The following is a 15,851-nucleotide window of genomic DNA, read 5'->3' on the forward strand; positions in this document are numbered from 1 at the left end:
TTCGCAGCCGCGAAAGGCGCCCGGCGCCGAGACAGCGCGCCGCGCAACGACCAGGGACCCGGCACAGAATGAAAATCCTCGTCCCCGTGAAGCGGGTGGTGGACTACAACGTGAAGGTCCGCGTGAAGGCGGATGGCTCCGGCGTCGAGACGGCGAACGTCAAGATGTCGATGAACCCGTTCGACGAGATCGCGGTCGAGGAAGCCGTGCGCCTGAAGGAAAAGGGCGTTGCCACCGAGATCATCGCCGTCTCCGTCGGCCCGACCGCGGCCCAGGAACAGATCCGCACCGCGCTGGCCATGGGCGCCGATCGCGGCATCCTGGTCGAGGTGGATGGCGTGGTGGAACCGCTCGCCGTCGCCAAGATCCTGAAGGCGCTGGTCGCCAAGGAGGCGCCGGAACTGGTCATCATGGGCAAGCAGGCCATCGATGACGACATGAACGCCACCGGCCAGATGCTGGCGGCGCTGATGGGCTGGGGCCAGGGCACCTTTGCCAGCAAGGTCGAGATCGCGGATGGCGCCGCCAAGGTGACCCGTGAGGTCGATGGCGGGCTTGAGACCGTCTCCCTCAAGCTGCCGGCCATCGTCACGGCGGATCTCCGCCTGAACGAGCCGCGCTATGCCTCGCTCCCCAACATCATGAAGGCCCGCAAGAAGCCGATCGAGACGGTGAAGCCGGCCGATCTCGGCGTCGACGCCGCGCCGCGCCTGACCGTGCTGAAGGTGGAGGAGCCGCCGAAGCGCCAGGCCGGCAAGAAGGTCGGCAGCGTCGCCGAACTGGTCGACAAGCTGCGCAACGAAGCGAAGGTGATCTGATCATGGCCGTGCTCGTGCTCGCCGATCGCGGCGAAACCGTCTCCACCCCCACCCGCAGCACCGTCGCGGCGGCGCAGAAGCTGGGCGGCGATGTGCATGTGCTGGTGCTGGCGCAGTCCGACGCCGCCGCCGCCGCGCAGCTTCCGGGCGTGGCCAAGGTGCTGGTCGCCGATGGCGGCCCGACCGCCGAAGGGCTGGCGGAGCCGGTGGCGGCGCTGCTGGTCTCTCTCGCCCCGGCCTATGACCATCTGCTGGCCCCGGGCAGCGCCGCCGGCAAGAACGTGATGCCGCGCGTCGCCGCCCTGCTGGATGTGCAGATCATCTCCGACGTTGCCGGCGTCGAAGGCCCCGACACCTTCCGTCGCTTCATCTATGCCGGCAATGCGCTGGCCACGGTGAAGACCGCCGACGCCAAGAAGGTGCTGACGGTGCGCGCCGCCAGCTTCGACCCGGTGCCCGCCGAGGGTGGCAGCGCCCCGGTGGAAGCCGCCACCGCCGCCGCCGATCCGGGCCTGTCGAGCTTCGTCGGCGCTGAGCTGGTGAAGCTGGAACGGCCGGAACTGACCGCCGCGCGGGTGGTGATCTCCGGCGGCCGCGCCATGGGCTCGGCTGACAACTTCAAGATCCTGGACGGCATCGCCGACCGGCTCGGCGCCGCCATCGGCGCATCCCGCGCCGCGGTCGATGCGGGCTATGCGCCGAACGACATGCAGGTCGGCCAGACCGGCAAGATCGTGGCGCCGGAGCTCTACATGGCCTTCGGCATCTCGGGCGCGATCCAGCACCTGGCCGGCATGAAGGACAGCAAGGTGATCGTCGCCATCAACAAGGACGAGGAGGCGCCGATCTTCCAGGTGGCCGATTACGGCCTGGTCGGCGACGTCTTCAAGATCATCCCGGAGCTGGAAGCCGCCCTGGACCAGAAGTAGCCCGCTTAAGCCCTCTCCCCCCACTTAGGGGGGAGAGGGTTGGGTGAGGGGGGCTCCGCCGCCCGCGCCACAGACCATGAATGAGGACGGCACCATCGACCGGGATTGCTTTGTCCTGGGGAGCCCCCCTCACTCCATCCCTCTCCCCCGTTGGGTGGAGAGGGCGCGCCATATCCACCCGGCGGAGACCACGATGGCAGAGTTGCAAAAAATCGGCGTCATCGGGGCCGGCCAGATGGGCAATGGCATCGCCCATGTCGCCGCCCAGTCCGGGCTGACGGTGGTGCTGCTCGACGTGGCGCAGGCCGCGCTGGACAAGGGCATGGCCACGCTGGCCAAGAACATGGACCGGCAGGTGTCGAAGGGCACGCTGACCCAGGCCGACCGCGACGCCGCCCTGGCGCGCATCTCCACCAGCACGGACTACGCCGCCTTCGGCGATTGCGACCTGGTGATCGAGGCCGCGACCGAGCGCGAGGACATCAAGCACAAGATTTTCGCGACCCTCACGCCGCATCTGAAGGCCGGGGCGCTGGTGGCGTCGAACACCTCCTCCATCCCGATCACCCGTCTGGCGGCGGCGACGGATCGGCCGGGCGCCTTCGTCGGCATGCATTTTTTCAACCCCGTGCCGCTGATGAAGCTGGTCGAAGTCATCCGTGGCCTGGCGACCGATGATGCGACGGTGCAGGCGGTGGCCGCACTCGCGGAAAAGATGGGCAAGACGGTGGCCTATGCCGCCGACTACCCGGCCTTCATCGTCAACCGCATCCTGCTGCCGATGATCAACGAGGCCTGCTTCGCCCTGCATGAGGGGGTGGGCGATGTCGCCTCCATCGATGCCGGCATGAAGCTGGGCTGCAATCACCCGATGGGCCCGCTGGAACTGGCGGATTATATCGGCCTGGACACCTGCCTCGCCGTGCTGCGCGTGCTGCAGGAAGGCATGGGCGACCCGAAATACCGTCCCAGCCCGCTGCTGCAAAAATATGTCGAGGCCGGTTGGCTCGGCCGCAAATCCGGTCGCGGCTTCTATGACTACGGCGTGACCCCGCCCAAGCCGACGCGCTGATGTCGAGCGAGGTCGGCGCCTTCGACAGGATCGCCGGCCGGGTCGGCATCCGCGCCGGCTATGGGCTGCTGGCGCTGGATCTCGCGGCGCTGCTCTGGGTCATTGTCGAATCCTTCCTGCCGCAGGGGCCGGTGTTGCGGCTGGTCGATTTCGCCTTCGGCCTGGTGCTCGGCACCGAATTGGTCCTGCGTCTGCGCGCCAGCCCTCGGCCCTGGCGGGAGATCACGCACCCCGCCGGCATCGCCGACCTGCTCGCCGTGATGGCCTTCCTGCTGGCGCCCTTCGCCCCCGGCTGGGGTTTTTTGCGCAGCCTTCGGACGCTGCGGCTGCTGCGCTCCGCCCGGCTGCTGGCCAAGCTGCGCCGCGACCTGCCGGTGTTCCGCCGCAATCCGGAGGCGCCGATCGCCGCCGCCGATCTGCTGGTCTTCATCGCCGTGATGACCGGCCTCGTCCATGCGACGCAGCACAACCGCAACCCGGACATCGCGAACTGGGCGGATGCGCTGTATTTCACAGTGGCCGCCCTCACCACCACGGGCTTCGGCGACATCACGCTGGAGGGGACGGGCGGCAGGTTGCTGACCGTGCTGATCATGCTGGCCGGCGTCACGCTGTTCCTGCGACTGGCGCAGGCGCTGTTCCGGCCGATCAAGGTGAGTTTTCGGTGCCCGAGCTGCGGCCTCGGCCGGCACGATACGGATGCGGTGCATTGCAAGGCCTGCGGCATCCAGCTCAACATCCCCGACGACGGGGACTGAACCCCGCACGGCGCCTGCGAGGTTGCCGACAGTTGGCAGGGACGGCATGGTTTCCGGACGCGCCGCGCAGACGGCCGCAACCGGGAGACCTTCCATGAAGCTGAGCCGCCGTGGCCTGCTGGCCGCCCCATTGGTCCTGCCCTGCATCGGCGCCGCAAGGGCGCAATCCGGCTGGCAGCCGACCCGCCCGATCCAGCTGATCGTCGGTTTCGCGCCGGGCGGCGGCTCCGACATCATCGCCCGCAGCATCGCGGAGGCCGCCGCGCCGCTGTTCCCCCAGCCGCTGGTCGTGGTGAACCGCCCGGGCGCCGGCGGGGCCATCGCCGCCGAGGCGGTCAGCCGCGCGGCGCCGGATGGCCATACGCTGCTGATCGCCGGCGGGTCGGAGAGCACCTCGCTGCCCGCGCATCGCGACCTGCCCTATGATCCGAAGCGGTCCTTCACCTCCGTCATCCGCCTGACCCGCAACGCCCACTTCATCTGCGCCCGCGGCCGCGGCGGCCGCTTCACCACCATGCAGCAGGCGATCGAGGCCGCAAAAGTGCGGCCGGAGGCGCTGACCCATGGGTCCTCCGGCGTCGGCACGCTGTCGCATTCCATTTTCATCATGCTCGGCCGGGCGACGGGGACGGAGCTGCTGCACGTGCCCTATGCCGGCGGCGGCCCGCAGCAGCAGGCGGTGCTGGCGGGGCAGGTGGATCTGGTGGTGCAGGCCTCGGACGAGCTGCGCGGGCTTGCGGCCTCCGGCGACATCCTGCCGCTGGCCTGCGCCTCCGCGCAAAGGATGCCGGCCTATCCGCAGGTGCCGACGCTGCGGGAGCTGGGGGTGGATCTGGTGGCGGACAATATGAAGGGCTGGGTCGGCCCGGCGGGGATGACGCCGGAGATGGTGACCTATCTGCATGACCGTTTCCGCCAGGCCATGACGGCGCCCGGCTGGCTGCGCTTCATGGAGCAGACCGGGGAGGCCGATGGCTATGCCAATGGCGTCGACTTCCAGCGCGACATGGACACGCTGCTCGACAATATCCGCGCCGCGATGCGCCGCACCTGACCAGGAAGACAGCATGACCGAGACGATCCAGCCGCCCGCCCCCGCCGCCTTCATTGGCCTCGGCGTGATGGGCGCCGCCATGGCCGCCAATCTGGCGCGCGCCGGCTTCGCCCTGACCGTCACCAACCGCAGCCGCGGCAAGGCGGCGGCGCTGGAGGCCGCCGGGGCCCGCTGGGCGGACAGCCCGGCGGAGGCGGCGCGGGGCGCGCAGTTCATCGCGCTCTGCCTGCCGGACACGCCGGATGTGGAAGCGGTGCTGTTCGGGCCGGAGGGCGTGGCGAAGGGCGTGGCGCCCGGCACGGTGGTGGTGGATTTCTCGACCATCTCGGCCGCCGCCGCCACGGGATTCGCCCGGCGGCTGGCTGAGGAAACTGGCGCGCTGCTGCTGGACAGCCCGGTTTCCGGCGGGCCGAAGGGCGCGCTGGACGGTACCTTGACCTGCATGGTGGGTGGCGACGAGGCGGCTTTCGCCCGCGCTGAGCACTGTTTCCGGGCCATGGGCAAGACCCTGACCCATCTCGGCCCGGCCGGGGCCGGCCAGGTGTGCAAATCCGCCAATCAGCTGATCGTGGCGACGACCATGTTGGCTGTGGCCGAAGCCCTGGCGCTGGGCGCCAAGGCGGGGCTGGATGGCGAAAAGATGCGCCAGGCGTTGCGCGGCGGCAGCGCCGCCAGCTTCGTCATGGAAAATCACGCCGCCCGCATGCTGGCTGGCAATTTCGCGCCGGGCTTCCGGGCGGAGCTGATGCGCAAGGATTTGCGCCTGTCCGCCACCGCCATGCGCGACCACGCCGTCTTCGCCCCCGCCACGGCGCTGACGGCGCAGATGCTGGAGGCGCTCTGCACCTCCGGCCGTGGCGGGCTGGACAGCGCCTCGGTGGGCGCGCTGGTCGCTGAACTCTCCGGTGTTACGCCGGACGCTTGAAGGACACCTTGTCGTTCTCGCCGGCCTTCGGCGGTTCGCCGGTGAGGCGCGCCTTCACATAGCCATAGGCGTGCAGCAAGGTGGAGGAGGGGGCGTCCCAGTATTCCGCGCCCTCGACCTCCACCTTCAGCAGGGCCGCATTCGGGTCTTCCGGACCGCCGGGGAACCAGGTGCGCAGCGGCTCCGACCACATCGCCTTCTGCTGCGCCACGTCGCGGATGATGCGCGCGGAGCCGGAGACGGAGACGTAGTTCTGGTCGGAGGGCTCGGCATAGGCCAGCAGCACGCGCTCATCCTGGCGAATCTCTTCCGCCTTGGGGGAGCCGGCGGCGGTGAAGAACCACAGCGTACCGTCGAATTCCTTCATCTCCACGGCGCGCATCGGGCGGCCGCGCATATGGCCCTCGCCGTCGAGGGTCACCATGGTCGCCACCTCGATGTCGCGAATCAGCTCCCACACCTTGTCGCGGGCCGCCTGGTCTGTGCGTGTCTGGGTCATGCTGGGATGTCCTTGGCTGTGGGGTCAGAACGGATGGAGGGAGCGGAGGTTGCCTGACGCCCTCTGGCCGAGCCGCCGCACCGGCGTTACGGTCGCCGCCATGCCCCATCCTCTCATCACCCAGGCGCGCGATGGCGCCGTCGCCATCCTCACCATCGACCGGCCGGCCAAGCGCAATGCGATGGACCTGCCCATGTGGATCGCCCTGGCCGAGGCCATGGAATCCTGTTCGGCCGATGACAGCCTGCGCTGCGTCGTGCTGCGGGGCGCCGGCGAGGACGCCTTCTGCGCCGGCGCCGACATCGCCGCCTTCGAGACGGAGCGCGGGACGCCGGAGCGGGAAGCGGTCTATGCCGCCGAGATCGGCCGCAGCTTCCAGTCGCTGCGGGTATGCCGCCATCCGGTGGTCGCCGCCTGCCGCGGCTGGACCATGGGCGGTGGCGCGGGGCTGGCGACGATGGCGGATTTCCGGGTCGGCGGCCCGGCGACCCGCATCGGCATCCCGGCGCGGAACCTGAACATCTTCTATGCCTATGAGGAGTTGGACCCGATCCTGCAATCGGTCGGCTATGCCGTTGCCATGGAGCTGCTGGTGGAAGGCCGCGTCTTCACCGGGGCCGAGGCCTATGAAAAGGGCCTGCTATCGCGCCTGGTGGCGGATGAGGATGTGCAGGCGGAGGCGGTGGCCATGGCGCACCGCATCGCCCAGGGCGCCCCGCTCGCCAACCGCTTTCACAAGCGGGCGCTGCAGCGCCTGCGCGGGGAACTGCCGCTGACGGCGGAGGATTACGAGGCGGGCAAGAGCTTCCCCTACACGGAGGATTTCCGGGAGGCGACGCGGGCGTTTGTGGAGAAGCGGAAGCCGGTGTTCAGGGGGCGGTAGGACGCCCTACCAGGGCAGGTCCCGCCCGCCATACAGCACGCGGAGGATGCGCACCGCCTCGCCCCGCAGCCGATAGATCATCACCACGCGCCGTTCGAAGGCGAGGCTGCGGGTGCCATGCGTGCCCCTGGGGCGCCCCGCCTCCGGGAAGACTTCCAGCGTCGCGCAGCGCCGCATCAAGCGGTCCAGATAGGCGAGGGCGCGCGCCTCCCCGCCCTCTGCGATGATCTGGTCCTGAAGCTCGAACAGGTCCTGACGCGCGGCGCGGGTGAATTCCAGTCGTTTCAACGCGTCCCGAGACGTGCGCGCAGTTCGCGGAAGACCTGATCCGCAGGGAGAGCGTCGGCTGGGTCGCTCAGCATGGCCTCCGCGACAGGGTCGATCTGTTCGCGGATGATGCGTTCGACCACCGCCTCCTCCGCTAGGGCCCGGAGCCCGGCTGAGAAGATTTCGCCGGCTTCAACGTGGATTCCGGCCTCCGTCAGGCGGCGCTCGGCCTCGATCTGTTCGTCGGTCAGCAGGATGGTTCGGATGGCGCCCATGAGCGACAGGCTATCACAGCGGCGGGCGCAAAAAGAAGGGCCGGCGGATCGCTCCGCCGGCCCTAATCAAATGGCCTGGGCCGCCCTCAGCTATGCGCCAGCACGGCCAGCAGCAGCAGGGCCACGATGTTGGTGATCTTGATCATCGGGTTCACCGCGGGGCCGGAGGTGTCCTTATAGGGGTCGCCCACCGTGTCGCCGGTCACCGCGGCCTTATGGGCCTCGCTGCCCTTGCCGCCGTAGTGGCCTTCCTCGATGTACTTCTTGGCATTGTCCCAGGCGCCGCCGCCGGTGGTCATGCTGACCGCGACGAAGAAGCCGGTGACGATCACGCCGAGCAGCATGGCGCCGACGGCGGAGAAGGCAGCCGCCTTGCCGCCGATCATCAGGATCACGACGAAGACGAAGATCGGTGACAGCACCGGCAGCAGCGAGGGGATGATCATCTCCTTGATCGCCGCCTTGGTCAGCATGTCCACCGCGCGCCCGTAATCGGGTTTTTCGGCGCCGGTCATGATGCCCGGATGCTCGCGGAATTGGCGCCGCACTTCCTCCACCACCGCGGTCGCCGCACGACCCACCGCCGTCATCGACATGCCGCCGAACAGATAGGGCAGCAGCCCGCCGAACAGCAGGCCGACGACGACATAGGGGTCGGAGAGGCTGAAGTTCAGCACGCCGATCCCGGCGAAATACGGGTAGGTCTGCGGATTGGCGATGAAGTGGTTCAGGTCCTGGGTATAGGCCGCGAACAGCACCAGCGCGCCGAGACCGGCGGAGCCGATCGCGTAGCCCTTCGTCACCGCCTTGGTGGTGTTGCCCACGGCGTCCAGCGCATCGGTGGAAACCCGCACCTCCGCTGGAAGCCCCGCCATCTCCGCGATGCCGCCGGCATTGTCGGTGACCGGGCCGAAGGCATCCAGCGCCACCACCATGCCGGCCAGTGCCAGCATCGTCGTGGTCGCGATGGCGATGCCATACAGCCCCGCCAGCCCATAGGCCGCGAGCACGCCGGCGATGATGATCAGCGCCGGCAGCGCCGTGCTTTCCATCGACACGGCCAGGCCACGGATCACATTGGTGCCATGGCCGGTCTGGGACGCCTCGGCGATGGAGCGCACCGGGCGGAACTGGGTGCCGGTATAGTATTCCGTCACCACCACGATCGCCGCCGTCACGGCGAGGCCGACCGCGCCGCAGAGGAACAGCGCGAAAGCTCCGAAGGTATGGCCCCCGGCCGTGATCGAACCGGTGCCGAAGGCCAGGTAGCAAAGCGGCAGCAGCACCGCGAGCGACAGCGCGCCGGTGACGATGAAGCCGCGATACATGGCGTGCATAATGTTGTTGCTGGCCGGCAGCTTCACGAAATAGGTGCCGGCGATGGAGGTCACCACGCAGACCGCGCCGATGGCCAGCGGGAACAGCATGCCCGCGATCTGCGCTTCCGCGGTGAAGGAGATGGCGGCCAGCACCATCGTCGCCACCATGGTCACGGCATAGGTCTCGAACAGGTCCGCCGCCATGCCGGCGCAGTCGCCGACATTGTCGCCCACATTGTCCGCGATGGTGGCCGGGTTGCGGGGGTCATCCTCGGGGATGCCGGCTTCCACCTTGCCAACCATGTCGCCGCCGACATCGGCGCCCTTGGTGAAGATGCCGCCGCCGAGGCGGGCAAAGATCGAGATGAGGGAGGCGCCAAAACCCAGCGCCACCAGCGCGTCGATCACCAGCCGGCTATTGGGCGCCTGCCCACCGATCGGCACCAGGATCAGGAAATAGGTGGCGACCCCCAGCAAGGCGAGGCCGGCCACCAGCATCCCCGTGATGGCGCCGGATTTGAACGCCACGTCGAGGCCGGAGGCAAGGGACTGCGTCGCCGCCTGGGCCGTGCGGACATTGGCGCGGACGGAGACGTTCATGCCGATGAAGCCAGCCGCCCCCGACAGCAGCGCCCCGATCAGGAAGCCGATGGAGACGGCAAAGGCATGCCCGCCGAAGCCGAAGGCGGCCAGAATGACGAAGAACAGCACCACGCCGACGACGGCGATGGTGATGTATTGGCGCTTCAGATAGGCATTCGCGCCTTCCTGGATGGCCTTGGCGATTTCCTGCATGCGGGCGGTGCCGGCATCCCTCGCCAGCACCTCCTTCGCCGTGACCACGCCATAGGCGATGGACAGCGTTCCCAATGCGATAATCAGCAACAATGCGAGCGTCATCAAGCGACGAACTCCCCCTGCTTTTTCTTTCCTGGTCCCCCGGTCCTTGGCAGGCCGGTTCCAGGCGCGGGGGGAGCCGCACGGATGCCGTCCCGCACCGCGGGCCGGGGCAAGCTTGCAGGTCAGGCGGCGCGCTGTCCACGCCGCCCGTCATCCCGGCCCGAGAAAAATCAGGTCGGGGAGGGGAAATAGGGGCCGATTGTTACTCAGCCGGGCCCTTCTCGCTTGCCTTCTCATAGGCGGCCATGGAAGCGAGGATGATTTCCGCCGCCTCGTTCGCCGAGCCCCAGCCGCGGACCTTCACCCACTTGTCGGATTCGAGGTCCTTGTAGGTGGCGAAGAAGTGCTCGATCGACCGCCGGGTGATCTCGGGCAGTTCCTCGGCGCTGGTGATGCCCGAATACATCGGGTGCACCTTGTCATGCGGCACGCAGACCAGCTTTTCATCCGATCCGGCCTCATCTTCCATGTGCAGCACGCCGATCGGGCGGGCGCGGATGACGCAGCCGGGCACCACCGGGGCCGGGGTCAGCACCAGCACATCGGCGGGGTCGCCGTCATCGGCGAGCGTCCCGGGGATGAAGCCATAGGCGGCCGGATAGGCCATCGGGGTGAACAGGAACCGGTCCACCACCACCGCCCCGCTATCCTTGTCCAGCTCATACTTCACCTGGCTGCCCTGGGGGATTTCCACCACGACATTGACGTCATGGGGCGGGGCCTTGCCGGTGGGGATCTTGGCGAGGTTCATGGTGGGGAGGACCTTGGCTGGCAGTTGCTGCGGCGAGTTTAGCGCGCCCGGCGCCGGGGTGCGAGACGGGGGGCGAGACGGCGGCGAGACGGGGTGGCGACCCTCCCAAACTGGTGCCTTGCGCCGAGGCCGGCCGCGGCCCCAGGCTCCCCCCGTTTCCTTGGGAGGGGACCGAAAAGAATGCGCCTTCGCCTGTTGCTGGCCGCCGCCCTGGCGGCCGTCACCCTGTTCCAGGCCGTGCCCGGCCTGGCCCAAACCGAAATCGTCGAAAAGCGGGTCTTCGAGGTCGGGGAGCACCGCCTGCGCTCCGGCGCCACCCTGCCCGCGCTGCGCGTCGGCTACCAGACCGCGGGCCGGCTGAACGCCGCCGGCGACAATGCCGTGCTCGTGGCGCATTTCTTCTCCGGCAACAGCCATGCCTTCGGCCGCTACGCCGCCGACCAGCCGCCCGGCTATTGGGACGCCATCATCGGCCCGGGCAAGGCGATCGACACGGATCGCTACTTCGTCGTCTCCTCCGACACTTTGGTGAACCTGAATGTGCGGGATGGCCGTACGGTCACCACCGGCCCGGTCTCGGTGAACCCGACCACCGGACGGAACTGGGGCACGGAATTCCCCGTGGTCTCCATGCGCGACTTCATCGAGGTGCAGAAGCGGCTGCTGGACAGCCTGGGCGTGCGCCGCCTGGCCCTGGTCACCGGCCCCTCCATGGGTGCCCTGCAATCCATCGAATGGGCCGTCGCCTATCCGGAGATGATCGACCGCGTGATGCCGGTGATCGGCACCGGGGAGGTCGATCCCTGGATGCTCAACTGGCTGGATATCTGGGAGGCGCCGATCCGCCTCGATCCCAACTGGCGCAATGGCGACTACTACGCCCAGGGGCGGGAGCCGCCGCTGGTGGGTCTGGCGGCGGCGCTGAAGATCGTCAGCGTGCATGCCCAGGACCGCCCCGCCATGGCCCGCTTCGGCCGCGCCGTGCCGGAAGGCCAGGACCCCGCCCGCCGCCTGGGCGACCGGTTCGAGGCGGAGCGGGTGCTGGACGAGGCGGCGATGGCCCGCGCCCGTGCCTCCGACGCCAACCACTTCCTGTACCTGACCCGCGCCAACCAGCTTTTCCTGAACGAATACCCCAGCACGGAGGCGGCATTGGGCCGCAGCCAGGCGCGCTGGCTAGTCATCGCCAGCCCCACCGACCGCGTCTTCATGCTGGACTACAATCGGGAGATGCTGGCGACCCTGCAACGGGTGGGTAGGCCGGCCGAGCTGGCCGAAGTGACCGGGCCGCTCGGCCATCTCAATGGCGTGGTCGGCATGGCACCGCTCGCCGACCGCATCCGCGCCTTTCTGACCGCGCCCTAGGCAGACGGCAGCGCAACGACCTCAATTGGTCGTGATCCGGGTGCTTGGCAAGCAGGGGCACCGCTTGCCATGCTCCGCCTGGAAAAGACCGGGGGCCTCACAACCATGCGCCAAACCTTGCTTGCCGCCTGCGCCATCCTGGCCCTGGCGGCGCCCGATATCGCCGCGGCCCAGGATGGCGGGCGCATCACCCTGCAGGCCTATGCCGGCATCTTCCGCGACAACTACACCCAGACCGTGATCGCCCCCTTCACCGCCGCCCGCGGCACGGCGGTGCAGTACCATGATGGCGGCACCAGCGCGGCCATGCTCGGCACGCTGCGCGCCCAGCGCGCCGATCCGCAGATCGACGTGGTCATCATGGATGTCACCACCGCCGCCATCGCCTGCGCCGAGGGGTTGGTTGAGAAAATCGACGCCACCACCCTGCCGGTGATCGCCGATGTGGATGAGCAGGGGCGCCAGGCGGGCGGCGAATGCGGCCCGGCCGTCACCTACGACCATCTGGTGATGGTCTATGACAGCCGCGCGGTGACCCCCGCGCCGACCAGCCTCGCCGCCATGTGGGCGCCGGAGCATCGCGGCCGCATCGCGCTCTCCGCTCCGCCGAACATCCAGGGCCTCGCGCTGACGGCGATCCTGGCGCATGCCAATGGCGGCAATTGGCGCAACCTGAACGCGGCGATGCCCCGGCTGCGGGAACTGGCGCCGGCGGTGCAGACCTTCGACCCCAATCCGGATGGCTATACGCTGATCCTGAACGACCAGGTGCGCTTCGCCACGGGCTGGAATGCCCGCGCCCAGCTCTACAGCGACCAGTCCCAGGGCCGCATCGGCGTGACGCTGCCGTCGGAAGGCACGGTGTTCCAGATCAACACCATCAACGTGGTCGCCAATTCCAAGAACCGCGCCCAGGCGCTGGCCTTCATGAACCACGCCTTGTCGCCGGAACCGCAGGCTGCCTTCACCGAGCGCATGTTCTACGGCCCGACCAACAGCCGCGCCCAGGTGTCCCCCGCCGCCCTCCGCCGCACCGCCTTGGCGCCGGAATTCCGCGATCGGGTCATCCCGCTCGACTGGACGGAGATGGTGCGGCTGCGCGACAGTTGGAACCAGCGCTGGCGCCGTGAAGTGATCGCCGCCAGCAGCCGGTGAGCCATCTTCGGCTGGAGCGCCTGACCAGGCGCTTCCCCGGCACCGCGACACCCGCGGTGGATGGGATTTCGCTCGATTTGCCGCAGGGCGCGCTGCTGGCCCTGCTCGGCCCTTCCGGCTGCGGCAAGACCACCACGCTGCGCATGATCGCGGGGCTGGAGGCCCCCGATGGCGGCCGCATCCTGGTCGCGGGACGGGACGTCACGGCGCTGCCGCCGCATAAGCGCAATATGGGCGTGGTGTTCCAATCCTATGCGCTGTTCCCGCATCTGACCGCCGCCCGCAATGTCGCCTTCGGGCTGGAAATGCGCGGCGTGCCAAGGGCGGAACGCGGCCCTCGCGTGGCGCGCGCGCTGGAATTGGTCGGCCTCGATGCCCTGGCGCAGCGCAAGCCGCGGCAATTGTCGGGCGGCCAGCAGCAGCGTGTGGCCCTGGCCCGCGCTCTGGCGCCGCAGCCGGACCTGCTGCTGCTGGATGAGCCGCTCTCGGCGCTCGACGCCAAGCTGCGGGAGGAGGTGCGGGACGAAATCCGCGCCGTGCAGCAGCGACTCGGCACCACCACCGTCTTCGTCACCCATGACCAGACGGAGGCGCTGGCCATGGCCGATCTGGTGGCCGTGATGAACCACGGCCGCATCGAACAACTGGCGACGCCAGAGGAGGTGTTCGAACGTCCCGCCACCCGCTTCGTCGCCACCTTCGTCGGCCGCGCCGCCATTCTGGGCGCGGAGGTGCTGGGCGACGGCATGCTGCGCGCCGGCGGCGCCACCTTGCTGGCGGCGGAGACACCGCCCCCCGGCAAGGCCGAGATCTTCATCCGCCCGCATCATATCCACCCATTGGCGGCCGATGCGACGGCGGAGAATGTGCTGCCCGGCCGGGTGCTGCGCCGGGTCTATACCGGCGATATCATCACCCTGGAGTGCGAGACGGCGGCGGGCAGCCTGCTGGCCGAGGTCGCCGGCGGGTCCCCCGGCGCCGCGCTTCAGCCGGGGCAGGAGGTGCGGCTCGGCTTCGCCGCGGCTGATATGCGGGTCTTCCCGGCATGATTGGCCTTCTGTTGTGCCTACCCGCCGCGCTGATCCTGGGCGCGGGCTTCGTCTGGCCGGTGCTGCTGCTGGCGCGGATCAGCTTCAACCGCACCACCGACATGGGGGCGATGGAGCAGGCCTGGACCTTCGACACCTATGCCCGCATCGTCACCGACGACTTCACCTGGGACCTCGCCTGGAACACCGTGACGCTCTCCGCGGGTTGCGCCGCCGCGGCGGTGGCGCTGGCCCTGCCGGTAACGCTGCTGATCCGCAGCGCGCCGCCGCGCTGGCAGGGGTTGATGGCGCTGATGGCGGTGGCGCCGCTGCTGGTCTCCGGCACCGCCCGCATCGTCGGCTGGATGGCGATTCTGGGGGACCGGGGCATGGTGAATGCCCTGCTGGCTGCGCTCGGCATTACCAGCGATCCGGTGCGGCTGATCAACAACCTGACCGGTGTGCGGATCGGCCTGACCGAGAGCCTGATGCCCTATTGCTGCCTGGTGCTGATCGCCGGGCTCGGCCGGCTGGATTCGCGGCTGGAGGAGGCGGCGGCGACCCTCGGCGCCACGCGCAGCCGCACCTTCCTGCGGGTGACGCTGCCACTCGCCTCCCCGGCGCTGCTGGCCGCCTTCCTGCTGGCCTTCGTGCTGGGTGTGTCCGCCTTCATCACGCCGCGGCTGATGGGCGGCGGGCGGGTCTTCGTGGTGGCCACCGAAATCTTCGACCTGGCGCTGGAGACGGTGGATTGGCCGGCGGCGGCGGCCATGGCGATGCTGCTGCTGGGGTCGCTGATCCTGGCCATGGTGCTGCGTGGGCTGCTGACTCTGCGCAGGGCCACGCCATGAGGCCCGGCTGGTTCCTGCGCGCGGCCGCCTTCTGCGGCTATGCGCTGCTGCTGGCGCCGGCCCTGCTGGTCTGCGTCATCTCCTTCTCGGCGGGGGATTTCCTCAACTTCCCGCCGCCGGGCTTCTCGCTGCGCTGGTATGCGGCGCTGCTGGACAATGCGGATCTGATGGCGGCGCTGCGCAATTCGGCGGTGCTGGCGCTGTGTGTCGCGGTGGTGGCGCTGGCGGCGGGAATGCCGGCGGCCTATGCGATCGCCCGGCTGGAATTTCCCGGGCGCGGGGTGATGGCCGGCTTTCTCGCCGCGCCGCTGCTGCTGCCGACCCTGGTGCTGGGGCTGGCCCTGCTGCTCGCCTTGCAGCCGGTGCGGCTGGCGGCGACCTGGCCGGGGTTGTTGCTGGCGCATGCCATGGTGGCCGTGCCCTTCGCCGTGCGTATCATGACCACCGCCTTCGGCGCCGTGCCGAAGGATCTGGAGGAGGCGGCCTGGACCCTGGGCGCCACCCGCTTCCGGGCGGCGCTGCGGGTCACCCTGCCGCTGGCGGCGCCCGGGGCGCTGGCGGCCGGAGCGCTCTGCTTCCTGGTCTCCTTCGACGAGACCGTGATCAGCCTGTTCCTAGTCGGCCCACGCCTGTCCACCTTGCCGGTCGAGATGTTCCGCTATGCCGAGAATCGCACCGATCCGCTGGTGGCGGCCTTGGCCATGACTCTGATCGTCATCGCGCTCGCCATCGTTCTGCTGGTGGAGCGGCTGGTGGGCTTTACCCGGGCTGTTGGCCGGAACTGAAAAAGGCACGCGGTCGTGTGGTGCCCGCAAACCCTTGATTGGTGAGGAAATTTCCTCGTCACCCTCACGCTTGGACGATTGTGGCGCAGTCTCGCCACCCGGCTTGTAAAAAAACCGGTTGGCGGTCCGGCGACGGCGGACTAAGCTATCCAGGCGGAGCCCGGCGCGCGAATGCGGCCTGGCACCGCCGGCAGAAGCGGCCGGGCGTCGGCGATGC

General features: G+C 69.1%; 17 protein-coding genes. 12 read left to right on the forward strand and 5 right to left on the reverse strand.

The genetic code is table 11. The features are described 5' to 3' along the window. Positions 1-68 precede the first annotated feature (68 nt). The 6 genes from ACVFYP_RS00485 to ACVFYP_RS00510 all read left to right on the forward strand — a co-directional run bounded on the left by ACVFYP_RS00485 (position 69) and on the right by ACVFYP_RS00510 (position 5,556). Positions 69-818: an electron transfer flavoprotein subunit beta/FixA family protein gene (locus ACVFYP_RS00485; protein WP_499198152.1), complete on the forward strand. Its 750-nt coding sequence runs from the start codon at positions 69-71 to the stop codon at positions 816-818. A gap of 2 nt (positions 819-820) precedes the next feature. Continuing rightward, positions 821-1,747, forward strand: a complete 927-nt coding sequence (locus tag ACVFYP_RS00490) for an electron transfer flavoprotein subunit alpha/FixB family protein (RefSeq protein ID WP_499198153.1) — start codon at positions 821-823, stop codon at positions 1,745-1,747. Positions 1,748-1,940: 193 nt separating this feature from the next. Continuing rightward, on the forward strand, positions 1,941-2,819 hold the full coding sequence (locus ACVFYP_RS00495) for a 3-hydroxybutyryl-CoA dehydrogenase (RefSeq protein WP_499198154.1): 879 nt from the start codon (positions 1,941-1,943) through the stop codon (positions 2,817-2,819). Then, positions 2,819-3,577 (forward strand): potassium channel family protein, encoded by a 759-nt coding sequence (locus ACVFYP_RS00500; protein ID WP_499198155.1) that lies wholly within the window; start codon positions 2,819-2,821, stop codon positions 3,575-3,577. Before ACVFYP_RS00495 ends, ACVFYP_RS00500 begins: the two co-directional genes overlap by 1 nt. Positions 3,578-3,671: 94 nt before the next feature. After that, positions 3,672-4,631: a Bug family tripartite tricarboxylate transporter substrate binding protein gene (locus ACVFYP_RS00505; RefSeq protein WP_499198156.1), complete on the forward strand. Its 960-nt coding sequence runs from the start codon at positions 3,672-3,674 to the stop codon at positions 4,629-4,631. Between the two features lie 13 nt (positions 4,632-4,644). Then, positions 4,645-5,556: an NAD(P)-dependent oxidoreductase gene (locus ACVFYP_RS00510; protein WP_499198157.1), complete on the forward strand. Its 912-nt coding sequence runs from the start codon at positions 4,645-4,647 to the stop codon at positions 5,554-5,556. On the opposite strand, the gene ACVFYP_RS00515 is transcribed toward ACVFYP_RS00510, so the two are convergent. Beyond that, positions 5,540-6,055, reverse strand: coding sequence for a pyridoxamine 5'-phosphate oxidase family protein (locus tag ACVFYP_RS00515; protein WP_499198158.1), 516 nt, complete (start codon positions 6,053-6,055; stop codon positions 5,540-5,542). The genes ACVFYP_RS00510 and ACVFYP_RS00515 overlap by 17 nt on opposite strands. A 49-nt stretch (positions 6,056-6,104) precedes the next feature. On the opposite strand from ACVFYP_RS00515, the gene ACVFYP_RS00520 reads away from it, so the two are divergent. Continuing rightward, a complete protein-coding gene (locus ACVFYP_RS00520; protein ID WP_499198159.1) occupies positions 6,105-6,938 on the forward strand; it encodes an enoyl-CoA hydratase/isomerase family protein in 834 nt (277 codons plus the stop codon). Positions 6,939-6,944: 6 nt separating this feature from the next. On the opposite strand, the gene ACVFYP_RS00525 is transcribed toward ACVFYP_RS00520, so the two are convergent. The 4 genes from ACVFYP_RS00525 to ppa form a co-directional block, all read right to left on the reverse strand. Continuing rightward, on the reverse strand, positions 6,945-7,226 hold the full coding sequence (locus ACVFYP_RS00525) for a type II toxin-antitoxin system RelE/ParE family toxin (RefSeq protein WP_499198160.1): 282 nt from the start codon (positions 7,224-7,226) through the stop codon (positions 6,945-6,947). Further along, a complete protein-coding gene (locus tag ACVFYP_RS00530) occupies positions 7,223-7,480 on the reverse strand; it encodes a hypothetical protein (RefSeq protein WP_499198161.1) in 258 nt (85 codons plus the stop codon). The genes ACVFYP_RS00525 and ACVFYP_RS00530 overlap by 4 nt, the downstream gene beginning before the upstream one ends. Before the next feature lie 86 nt (positions 7,481-7,566). Beyond that, positions 7,567-9,699 (reverse strand): sodium-translocating pyrophosphatase, encoded by a 2,133-nt coding sequence (locus tag ACVFYP_RS00535; protein WP_499198162.1) that lies wholly within the window; start codon positions 9,697-9,699, stop codon positions 7,567-7,569. 202 nt (positions 9,700-9,901) lie between these two features. Next, a complete protein-coding gene (gene ppa, locus ACVFYP_RS00540) occupies positions 9,902-10,450 on the reverse strand; it encodes an inorganic diphosphatase (protein WP_499198163.1) in 549 nt (182 codons plus the stop codon). A 180-nt stretch (positions 10,451-10,630) separates the two neighbouring features. On the opposite strand from ppa, the gene ACVFYP_RS00545 reads away from it, so the two are divergent. The 5 genes from ACVFYP_RS00545 to ACVFYP_RS00565 all read left to right on the forward strand — a co-directional run bounded on the left by ACVFYP_RS00545 (position 10,631) and on the right by ACVFYP_RS00565 (position 15,634). Next, positions 10,631-11,815 (forward strand): E22 family MetX-like putative esterase, encoded by a 1,185-nt coding sequence (locus tag ACVFYP_RS00545; RefSeq protein ID WP_499198164.1) that lies wholly within the window; start codon positions 10,631-10,633, stop codon positions 11,813-11,815. Positions 11,816-11,920: 105 nt separating this feature from the next. Then, complete coding sequence (locus tag ACVFYP_RS00550) at positions 11,921-12,970, forward strand: ABC transporter substrate-binding protein (RefSeq protein WP_499198165.1); 1,050 nt, start codon at positions 11,921-11,923, stop codon at positions 12,968-12,970. Continuing rightward, on the forward strand, positions 12,967-14,019 hold the full coding sequence (locus tag ACVFYP_RS00555) for an ABC transporter ATP-binding protein (RefSeq protein WP_499198166.1): 1,053 nt from the start codon (positions 12,967-12,969) through the stop codon (positions 14,017-14,019). The genes ACVFYP_RS00550 and ACVFYP_RS00555 overlap by 4 nt, the downstream gene beginning before the upstream one ends. Beyond that, positions 14,016-14,849 carry an ABC transporter permease gene (locus tag ACVFYP_RS00560; RefSeq protein ID WP_499198167.1) on the forward strand — a complete coding sequence of 278 codons (834 nt, stop codon included), beginning with the start codon at positions 14,016-14,018 and terminating at the stop codon, positions 14,847-14,849. The genes ACVFYP_RS00555 and ACVFYP_RS00560 overlap by 4 nt, the downstream gene beginning before the upstream one ends. Further along, a complete protein-coding gene (locus ACVFYP_RS00565) occupies positions 14,846-15,634 on the forward strand; it encodes an ABC transporter permease (RefSeq protein ID WP_499198168.1) in 789 nt (262 codons plus the stop codon). The genes ACVFYP_RS00560 and ACVFYP_RS00565 overlap by 4 nt, the downstream gene beginning before the upstream one ends. Positions 15,635-15,851 lie beyond the last annotated feature (217 nt).

The sequence above is a fragment of the Roseomonas sp. F4 genome (assembly GCF_053891155.1).

Coding starts and splice junctions, on each gene's coding strand:
- ACVFYP_RS00485 (WP_499198152.1), top strand. CDS start 69: ATGAAAATCCTCGTCCCCGTGAAGCGGGTGGTGGACTACAACGTGAAG.
- ACVFYP_RS00490 (WP_499198153.1), top strand. CDS start 821: ATGGCCGTGCTCGTGCTCGCCGATCGCGGCGAAACCGTCTCCACCCCC.
- ACVFYP_RS00495 (WP_499198154.1), top strand. CDS start 1,941: ATGGCAGAGTTGCAAAAAATCGGCGTCATCGGGGCCGGCCAGATGGGC.
- ACVFYP_RS00500 (WP_499198155.1), top strand. CDS start 2,819: ATGTCGAGCGAGGTCGGCGCCTTCGACAGGATCGCCGGCCGGGTCGGC.
- ACVFYP_RS00505 (WP_499198156.1), top strand. CDS start 3,672: ATGAAGCTGAGCCGCCGTGGCCTGCTGGCCGCCCCATTGGTCCTGCCC.
- ACVFYP_RS00510 (WP_499198157.1), top strand. CDS start 4,645: ATGACCGAGACGATCCAGCCGCCCGCCCCCGCCGCCTTCATTGGCCTC.
- ACVFYP_RS00515 (WP_499198158.1), bottom strand. CDS start 6,055: ATGACCCAGACACGCACAGACCAGGCGGCCCGCGACAAGGTGTGGGAG.
- ACVFYP_RS00530 (WP_499198161.1), bottom strand. CDS start 7,480: ATGGGCGCCATCCGAACCATCCTGCTGACCGACGAACAGATCGAGGCC.
- ACVFYP_RS00535 (WP_499198162.1), bottom strand. CDS start 9,699: ATGACGCTCGCATTGTTGCTGATTATCGCATTGGGAACGCTGTCCATC.
- ppa (WP_499198163.1), bottom strand. CDS start 10,450: ATGAACCTCGCCAAGATCCCCACCGGCAAGGCCCCGCCCCATGACGTC.
- ACVFYP_RS00545 (WP_499198164.1), top strand. CDS start 10,631: ATGCGCCTTCGCCTGTTGCTGGCCGCCGCCCTGGCGGCCGTCACCCTG.
- ACVFYP_RS00550 (WP_499198165.1), top strand. CDS start 11,921: ATGCGCCAAACCTTGCTTGCCGCCTGCGCCATCCTGGCCCTGGCGGCG.
- ACVFYP_RS00560 (WP_499198167.1), top strand. CDS start 14,016: ATGATTGGCCTTCTGTTGTGCCTACCCGCCGCGCTGATCCTGGGCGCG.
- ACVFYP_RS00565 (WP_499198168.1), top strand. CDS start 14,846: ATGAGGCCCGGCTGGTTCCTGCGCGCGGCCGCCTTCTGCGGCTATGCG.